This is a genomic window from Sphingomonas sp. IC-56 (assembly GCF_021043375.1).
Classification (GTDB): domain Bacteria; phylum Pseudomonadota; class Alphaproteobacteria; order Sphingomonadales; family Sphingomonadaceae; genus Sphingomonas.
This window is the reverse complement of sequence record NZ_JAJNDV010000009.1, coordinates 151390-159044: the sequence shown is the minus strand read 5'-3', so window position 1 is coordinate 159044 and position 7655 is coordinate 151390. Positions and strand designations below refer to the sequence as shown.

Here is a 7655-nt window from a genome sequence, read left to right as displayed (position 1 = left end):
TCGGGGCAGGGGGGGGCGGTGGTAGGAAGCTCGGCTGCACGATCGCGAAGTCGAGCGCGCTCGGGTTGGCGGCCGGCTCGGCTACCGCAATGTCGCGCCCGGGCTTGACCACATGCGCCACCGGCACGTCGGGCGGGAAGATGCCGCCCGTGCCCGAGGTCACAAAGGCGTCGCCGGGACGGAAGACCATGGCGGCAGCGCCGGCCGAGCGAATCTCGATCAGACCGTCGCCGCGGCCCGCCGCAATCGCGGGAAGCCCGTCGCGGGTGCGGCGCACCGGCACGATGCTGTCTGCGTCGACGATCAGCAGCACGCGGGCGGTGTTCGGACCGGTTTCGATTACCTGGCCGACCAGTCCGCCGGCCTCACGCACCGGCTGTCCACGCTGCACGCCCTGCCAGCTGCCTGCGTTGAGCGTCGCATAGCGGCGCGTGCTGGTCGCCGAGCTATTGACCAGGCGGGCGGTCACAACGATGTCGTTGCCCACGTCGCGCAGCTTGAGCAGGCCGCGCAGCTTGCCGTTTTCACGGATCAGGGTCTGAGCGCGGGTGACGAGCCGGCGTTCGTCGGCCAGCTGCTGCTTCAAGCGGGCATTCTCCGAATGCACTGCGAAATAGCTGCCGATCGCCGCCGGCACGCCCGCGACGCCGTCGCTCGCCACCGCCAGCCCCGAAGAGACCGGCGTGGTCACTTCAGCGACAGTGCGGCGCAGCGCGGCAAAGGCGGGCGGATCGAAAGCGGACAGCAGCAACAGCACGCCTCCGATCAATGCGCCGCTGATCGCACCGACATAGGTGAGGAAAAGCCCGTACTGCGCGCGCCGCGAGAAGCCCGGGCGCCGGTTACCTGGCGGCGCCATGTGCCTCGGACCTCCCTGATCAGACGGCTTGCAGAACGCCGCGGAACGCCGGATCCTCCAGCGCACGGCCGGTGCCCAGCGCCACGCAGGTCAGCGGATCCTCCGCGACGGTCACCGGCAGGCCGGTCTCGTCGCGCAGCACTTCGTCCAGTCCCCACAGCAGCGCGCCGCCACCGGTGAGCACGATGCCCTGGTCGACAATGTCGGCGGCGAGTTCGGGCGCGGTGTTCTCCAGCGCGATGCGAACGCCTTCGACGATCGTGCCGACGGGCTCGGACAGCGCTTCGGCGATCTGGCCCTGGTTGATCTGGATTTCCTTGGGAACGCCGTTCACTAGGTCGCGGCCCTTGATGAAGATCGTCTTGCCGATGCCGTCAGCCGGCGGCTTCGCGACGCCAACTTCCTGCTTGATGCGCTCGGCCGTGGCTTCCCCGATCAGCAAATTGTGGTTGCGGCGGACATAGGAGACGATCGCCTCGTCCATCTTGTCACCGCCAACGCGCACGCTGGTGGAATAGGCCAGGCCACGCAGGCTCAGTACCGCCACTTCGGTGGTGCCGCCGCCGATATCGACGACCATCGAACCGATCGGCTCGGTCACCGGCATGTCGGCACCGATCGCGGCAGCCATCGGCTCCTCGATCAGCCAGACCTGGCTGGCGCCGGCATTGGATGCGGCGTCGCGGATCGCGCGGCGCTCGACGCTGGTGGAACCCGACGGCACGCAGATCACGATTTGGGGCCAGCGCATGAAGCGGCGCTGCCCATGCACCTTCTGGATGAAGTGCTTGATCATCTGTTCGGCGACATCGATGTCGGCGATCACGCCGTCGCGGAGCGGACGAATCGCTTCGATGCTGCCGGGGGTCTTGCCCATCATCAGCTTGGCGTCGTCGCCGACCGCCTTGACCTTCTTCACGCCGTTCAGCGTCTCGACCGCGACCACCGAAGGCTCGTTCAGCACCACGCCGCGCCCGCGAAGATATACCACGGTGTTCGCGGTACCCAGGTCGATCGCCATGTCGTGCGACATGAATTTGAAAAAGCGGGAGAAAGCCATTCGTTGTTCCGTCCTGCCCGGTCGGGCGCCCGCCGCCGGCTGTTCGCTTTAGATTCTAGTCCGGACCCTTCCGGGGGGATCGTGAAATCCACCTCGGTGCATGCGCTTGCGGGTCGCGGGATGCCTTCCGTTGGGCTAGACGGTTAGCCATGTCAATACGCCGTCTGCCCGAGCATCTTGTCAACCGGATTGCCGCCGGAGAAGTGGTCGAACGCCCCGCTTCGGCGCTCAAGGAACTGGTCGAAAACGCCATCGACGCGGGTGCAACCCGCATCGCCATTCGGCTCGCCGCAGGTGGTACAGAATTGATCGAAGTTATCGACGACGGCTGCGGCATGAACGCGGCCGAAATGGCGTTGGCGCTGGAACGGCACGCCACCTCCAAGCTGCCCGACGACGCGATCGACCAAGTTACGACGTTGGGATTTCGCGGCGAGGCGTTGCCCTCGATCGCCAGCGTCGCGCGGCTGTCGCTGGAGAGTCGGGTGCGCGGCGCCGATGGCTGGGCACTCACCGTAGATAATGGCGAGCGTGTGGAAGAAGGGCCCGCCGCGCTGCCCCCGGGGACTCGCGTCCGCGTCGAGCAATTGTTCGCCCGCGTGCCCGCCCGCCGCAAGTTCCTGCGCTCCACCCGCGCCGAGTTCGCCGCGGCCATGGACGTGGTGAAGCGGCTTGCGATGGCGCGTCCGGACCTTGCCTTTTCGATGGAGCATGATGGGCGCCGCGTGCTCTCGGTCCAGGGCGGCGAGAACCGGCCGCAGCGTGTGGCCGCGCTCACTGACCGCGAACTCGCCAACAACAGCGTCGCGATCAACTTCGAGCGCGAGGGGCTCGTGCTCGGCGGGGTGGCGGCGATCCCGACCTTCAATCGCGGGGTGGCCGACCATCAGTACCTCTTTGTCAACGGGCGGCCGGTAAAGGACCGGCTGCTCGTCGGCGCGGTGCGCGGCGCCTATGCCGAAATGCTGCCGCGCGACCGCCACCCGGTGCTGGCGCTGTTCCTCGACGTTCCTGCCGACCAGGTCGATGTTAATGTCCATCCGGCCAAGACCGAGGTGCGCTTCCGCGATCCCGCGCTTGCCCGCGGGCTGATCGTCAGCGGCCTGCGCCGCGCGCTCGACGAAGCTGGCCATCGCAGCGTGCAACGGCCCAGCGAAGCGGCGCTTGCGATGTGGACGCCCGAGCCGGTGCAGCCAGCCGCACCGGTTTACGAGCCGATGACGCGCTATTCGGGTGCGGTCCATGAATCCCGCCCAACCTTCTTCTCGCCGCCGCCCCAGGCACGAGCCGAGCCCGCCGCCGCACCGGTACCCGCCAGCACTGACTTCCCGCTGGGCGTCGCGCGCGGCCAGGTCGCAAAGACCTATATCGTCGCCGAAGCCGCCGATGGCCTGGTGCTGGTCGACCAGCACGCCGCCCATGAACGCCTCGTTCTCGAACGCATGCGGCGGGCGGTGCAGGGCGGGGGCGTCGCGTCCCAGGCGCTGCTCCTGCCCGAAGTGGTCGAACTCGACGAGCCCGCTTGCGACCGCCTCGAAGCGCGCACCGCAGAACTCGCCGAGTTTGGTTTAGAGCTGGAGCGCTTCGGCCCGCGGGCGATGCTGGTCCGCGCCACGCCGGCGCTGCTAGGGCAGGGGGACATCCACGGCCTGGTCACCGATCTGGCCGACGAACTCGCCGGCTTTGACGAGGCGCTGTCCCTAAAGGAACGCCTCGACCATGTCGCGGCCACCATGGCCTGCCATGGTTCGGTCCGTGCCGGCCGGATCCTGTCGGTCGCCGAAATGAACGCGCTCCTCCGCGAGATGGAAGTCACGCCTCATTCGGGCCAGTGCAACCATGGCCGCCCCACCTGGGTGAAGCTCGCGCATGGCGATATCGAGAAGCTGTTCGGGCGGAAATAAGCCTCAGTAGCGCCCGCTCGGGGTGCGGGCATATTCCACCACGCACATCGTGCCATACACCTTGTGCGGCCCGCACTTGGCCCCGGCGAAACGCATCTCGGCGGCGAAGACGGTGCGGCGGTGGCCGCGGCTCGGCACCTTGTCGTCGACGATCAGCTGGCGCACCACTTCGGCGGCGGTGTCGGGGCCATAAGTGATCGTCTCCGCGACATAGTTGCCGCCACCCAGTCGCTGTACGCGGTCACGCGGATCGGCGCCGTCGCGCGAGCGGTGCCCCGTCTCGCCGCGCGGCCCCTGCTCGGTGACATGCACCCCCGCCGCTCGTGTCAGCAGCGGCGCGTCGGCCAGCGGCGGCGTGACGGCCTGACGCTCCAGGAATTCAATCGCCTCGTCCACCGCCTTCGTCCCTTCGCCCGTGCGGATCCCGGCTGGACGGTTGGGGGTGTAGACCACGCGCCCCCTGAAATAGCGCCGATACGCTCGCAGCGTCTGCGCATAGCGCCGCGGCTCGGTGCGCGCGAAGTTCAGCTCAAGGAGGATCGCCTGCTCCAGCGAGGGCGGCGGTGCAGGGGCCGCAAGCGCGATCGGCAACAGCAAAGCAAGCACGCCGCGCTAATCCCTCCGTCCCCGTGAACCGCGCCGGAACAGGAGGTTCATCCGCCTGCAACCTTCTCGCAAACCACTCGTTCTGCACGGTAACTTCTACGCAAGGCTTGGTGTGATGAGCAAGGTTGTTCCCGTCGTTTTCGCCCTGATACCACTCGCTGCCGTGATCGGCGCGTGCGTCACGTGCCCCTGACCAGCAGTTCTCCAGCGTCACTCCCGCAAAAGGGCCGCCCTCACCGGCGGCCTTTTTGTTTGCGGAACGCCCAAACGCAAAAAGGGCCGCCCCGGCATTCCGGAGCGGCCCTTTCTGTGTGTCCAGCGTAGTCGCTGGCTTCAGGCGTTGTCGCCCTCGGCCTGCTCCTCGCGGACCTCGGCGGATGCGCCGGGCTCGGCGTTGGGATCGTAATCCTCGGTGAAGCCGGCTTCGTCCTTTTCGAACATTGCCGACATCACGTCCACGCCCTGTGCCTGCATCTCGGCCTCTTCCGGCGAGCGTGCGACGTTGACCTTCACGGTCACCGCGACTTCAGGGTGCAGCGCAACGCGCACCTGGTACACGCCGATCGACTTGATCGGCTTGTCCAGGACGACCTGCGACTTAATGACCTTGTGGCCGTCGGCGACAAGCGCGTCGACCAGATCGCGAACCGCGACCGAACCGTACAGCTGGCCGGTGTTGGAGGCCTGGCGGATCAGCGTCACCGAAGTGTCGTTGAAGTTGCCGGCTTCCTTCTCGGCGTCAGCGCGGCGTGCCGCGTTGTCGGATTCGATTCGCGCACGGTTGGCTTCGAACACCTTCAGGTTAGCTGCGTTCGAACGCAGCGCCTTCTTGTTCGGGAGCAGGAAGTTACGGGCGAACCCGTCCTTCACCTTCACGACGTCGCCGATGACGCCGAGCTTTTCGATGCGCTCCAGCAGGATGACTTCCATGGTCTCTGCTCCTTACTTAACGATGTAGGGCAGCAGGCCCAGGTGACGGGCGCGCTTGATGGCCTGGGCCAGCTCGCGCTGCTTCTTTGCGCTCACCGAAGTGATGCGCGACGGGACGATCTTGCCGCGCTCGGACACGAAGCCCTGGAGCAGACGGACATCCTTATAGTCGATCCGGGGAGCGTCCTTCGCGGAGAAGGGGCAGCTCTTGCGACGGCGGAAAAAGGGACGTGCCATGTTTCTCTAAGCTCCTTACTCGCCGCCACCGAAACCGGTGTTGCCACCTTCGTCGCGGTCACGACGGCCACGGCCACGCTCGCGCTCCTGGCCCTTGCGCATCATCACGGTCGGACCTTCTTCATGGCCGTCAACCTTGACGGTCATGTAGCGGATCACGTCTTCGTTGATCTGCGTCTGGCGCTCCAGCTCGGCGATCACCGAACCCGGTGCGTCGATTTCGAGCATGACGTAGTGCGCCTTGCGGTTCTTCGCGATGCGATAGGCGAGCGAACGAAGACCCCAGCTCTCCGTCTTCACGACGCGGCCGTTATTGTCCTGGATGATCTTGGTGGCGGTTTCCGCCAGTGCGTCCACCTGCGCCTGTGCCAGATCCTGGCGCGCAAGGAACACGTGCTCGTACAGAGCCATGCATTCTCTTTCTGTTGGCCGATCGCTGACGTGCACCCCATGTGCAACGCCCCTCCGGCTGTCGTCTTGTAGTCAAAAGCAGGCAGGGGCGAAGACAGCGTCTCCACCCCGGCTGCGCGGCCTATGCCGGCAAGCGCGGCAAAAAGCAAGGCCCGAGCACCCGGACTTTCCACCCACGTCATTCCAGCCTTGAGCCGGGATCCCGCTTCTTCTTCTGGATAGAAGCAGCGGAATCCCGGCTCAAGGCCGGGGTGACGAAAGGCTAGACCCGCCGCCGCACGAAACAATCGAACCCGGCGGCCACCGCACCCCTGCAGAACGCCTCGGCGACTTCCGGCTCCCCAGCCGCGGCACTCTTCAGCCGGAACAGCCCTCCGTCGCGATGCACTGCCACCGGCAAGGACAGCGAAGGAAGCCGCGCCTGCTGCCGCTCCGCCGCCTCGGCACTACCGAACGCGCCAAGCTGCGCTTCCCATCCACCCACAGCCGGCACAACAGCACCCGCCGCCGCTTCGACCGGCTTCAGCGCGCGCCGCTGCCGCTGGACCTGGATCACTTCGGCCAGGGTGATGCTGCCGGGATGATGGGTATGAAACCGCTCGTCATGCGCCGCCGCATGGCGCCGCTGCGCGGCCTCCAGAAACGCGGGCGTGCTTTGCCCGCTGCTGCTCGCGTCGCTGAGCATCGGAAACATCGCTGCGCCACCGCCAAGCGCGGCAAGGCCGAATAGCCAATAGGGACGAGGGGAGGGCAAGCGGATCAATCTTCGGGAACTCGCAAAATGGTTGGCACGGCGTTAACCACGCAAGTCCGGCATGTTTCCACCCTCCGCGGCGCTTGAAGGCGTCCGAAACAGGGACGGCGGAGCCGAAGCCCCGCCGTCTCGCTCATCCTTGATCGGTCTCAACGACTTAGCGGATCAGGTTCCCGAACACCGCTGCGATGATCCCGCTGGTGATCCCGACCAGCACCGCGTCGTTACCCGACTGGACATAACGGTAGCCGCGCGGCGGCGCCTTCAGTCCACGATACTGGCGGTAGTCGATCTGGCGATAGTTGCGGGCATAGCGGTTGTCGAAACGCTCGCCCTTGCGCCAGTTGGTCCGGTATTGCTGCGCCCGCTGAAACTGACGCTGCTGGACGACCTGGCGCTGCTGCACCGCGCGCTGCTTCACCACCGTGGTGCCGTTGGGGCGCTGCTTCACGACCGTGCGCTGCACTTCGGTGTGACGTTGCGGGGCGGCTGCTGCCATCACCGGCGTTGCTGCAACCGAAGCGGCGACCAGACCCAGGATAAACTTCTTCATGGCTCTATTCCTTTGTACCGCGCCGCGTCCTGCGGCGTTGAACAAGAGATAGGACCCGGTTGTCGCAGCCCCGTCCCAGCGGAGCGGCGAAATGGTCGCGAATTGTAACGGCAACGCTTCTTCACCCCTCCCTACAAGGGAGGGGCGGGGGTGGGTAGCGAGCGAAGCGAGCCCCAACGGCTGCGAAAGCGGCAACGTTCCTATCTCCGTCACCCCGGCCTCGAGCCGGGGTCCCGCTTCTTCGTCTGCTGGGCAAGACAGCGGGATCCCGGCTCAAGGCCGGGATGACGAGGGAAGTGGGCAACCGCCGCGCTACCCAAACACCAACACTGCAACCACAA

The 7655-nt window shown here is 66.5% G+C and carries 9 protein-coding genes; 1 reads left to right on the top strand and 8 read right to left on the bottom strand.

Annotated elements, in window-relative coordinates; all coding sequences use genetic code 11:
* Both mreC and LQ953_RS13190 read right to left on the bottom strand, forming a co-directional pair.
* Nucleotides 1–859: rod shape-determining protein MreC (mreC, locus tag LQ953_RS13195; protein ID WP_231031363.1), on the bottom strand; the 859-nt coding region annotated here is incomplete at its 3' end.
* Between the two features lie 19 nt (nucleotides 860–878).
* The gene (locus LQ953_RS13190) at nucleotides 879–1919 is read right to left on the bottom strand and encodes a rod shape-determining protein (RefSeq protein ID WP_231031362.1); all 1041 of its coding nucleotides are present in this window, start codon (nucleotides 1917–1919) and stop codon (nucleotides 879–881) included.
* Between the two features lie 149 nt (nucleotides 1920–2068).
* Here LQ953_RS13190 and mutL point away from each other — a divergent pair, with 149 nt between their 5' ends.
* Nucleotides 2069–3823: a DNA mismatch repair endonuclease MutL gene (gene mutL, locus LQ953_RS13185; RefSeq protein WP_231031361.1), complete on the top strand. Its 1755-nt coding sequence runs from the start codon at nucleotides 2069–2071 to the stop codon at nucleotides 3821–3823.
* Between the two features lie 3 nt (nucleotides 3824–3826).
* Here mutL and LQ953_RS13180 read toward each other — a convergent pair whose 3' ends face one another.
* The 6 genes from LQ953_RS13180 to LQ953_RS13155 all read right to left on the bottom strand — a co-directional run bounded on the left by LQ953_RS13180 (nucleotide 3827) and on the right by LQ953_RS13155 (nucleotide 7314).
* Nucleotides 3827–4429: a CAP domain-containing protein gene (locus LQ953_RS13180; protein WP_231031360.1), complete on the bottom strand. Its 603-nt coding sequence runs from the start codon at nucleotides 4427–4429 to the stop codon at nucleotides 3827–3829.
* 333 nt (nucleotides 4430–4762) lie between these two features.
* On the bottom strand, nucleotides 4763–5359 hold the full coding sequence (gene rplI, locus LQ953_RS13175) for a 50S ribosomal protein L9 (RefSeq protein WP_231031359.1): 597 nt from the start codon (nucleotides 5357–5359) through the stop codon (nucleotides 4763–4765).
* 12 nt (nucleotides 5360–5371) lie between these two features.
* Entirely contained in the window at nucleotides 5372–5596 is a 225-nt protein-coding gene (rpsR, locus tag LQ953_RS13170; RefSeq protein WP_010543816.1) for a 30S ribosomal protein S18, read from the bottom strand.
* A gap of 15 nt (nucleotides 5597–5611) precedes the next feature.
* Nucleotides 5612–6007 (bottom strand): 30S ribosomal protein S6, encoded by a 396-nt coding sequence (gene rpsF / locus LQ953_RS13165; RefSeq protein ID WP_231031358.1) that lies wholly within the window; start codon nucleotides 6005–6007, stop codon nucleotides 5612–5614.
* A gap of 262 nt (nucleotides 6008–6269) precedes the next feature.
* Complete coding sequence (locus LQ953_RS13160) at nucleotides 6270–6761, bottom strand: SPOR domain-containing protein (RefSeq protein ID WP_231031357.1); 492 nt, start codon at nucleotides 6759–6761, stop codon at nucleotides 6270–6272.
* A 157-nt stretch (nucleotides 6762–6918) separates the two neighbouring features.
* Complete coding sequence (locus LQ953_RS13155) at nucleotides 6919–7314, bottom strand: RcnB family protein (RefSeq protein ID WP_231031356.1); 396 nt, start codon at nucleotides 7312–7314, stop codon at nucleotides 6919–6921.
* Between the last annotated feature and the right edge of the window lie 341 nt (nucleotides 7315–7655).

Coding starts and splice junctions, on each gene's coding strand:
- rpsR (WP_010543816.1), bottom strand. CDS start 5,596: ATGGCACGTCCCTTTTTCCGCCGTCGCAAGAGCTGCCCCTTCTCCGCG.
- mutL (WP_231031361.1), top strand. CDS start 2,069: ATGTCAATACGCCGTCTGCCCGAGCATCTTGTCAACCGGATTGCCGCC.
- rplI (WP_231031359.1), bottom strand. CDS start 5,359: ATGGAAGTCATCCTGCTGGAGCGCATCGAAAAGCTCGGCGTCATCGGC.
- LQ953_RS13190 (WP_231031362.1), bottom strand. CDS start 1,919: ATGGCTTTCTCCCGCTTTTTCAAATTCATGTCGCACGACATGGCGATC.
- LQ953_RS13155 (WP_231031356.1), bottom strand. CDS start 7,314: ATGAAGAAGTTTATCCTGGGTCTGGTCGCCGCTTCGGTTGCAGCAACG.
- rpsF (WP_231031358.1), bottom strand. CDS start 6,007: ATGGCTCTGTACGAGCACGTGTTCCTTGCGCGCCAGGATCTGGCACAG.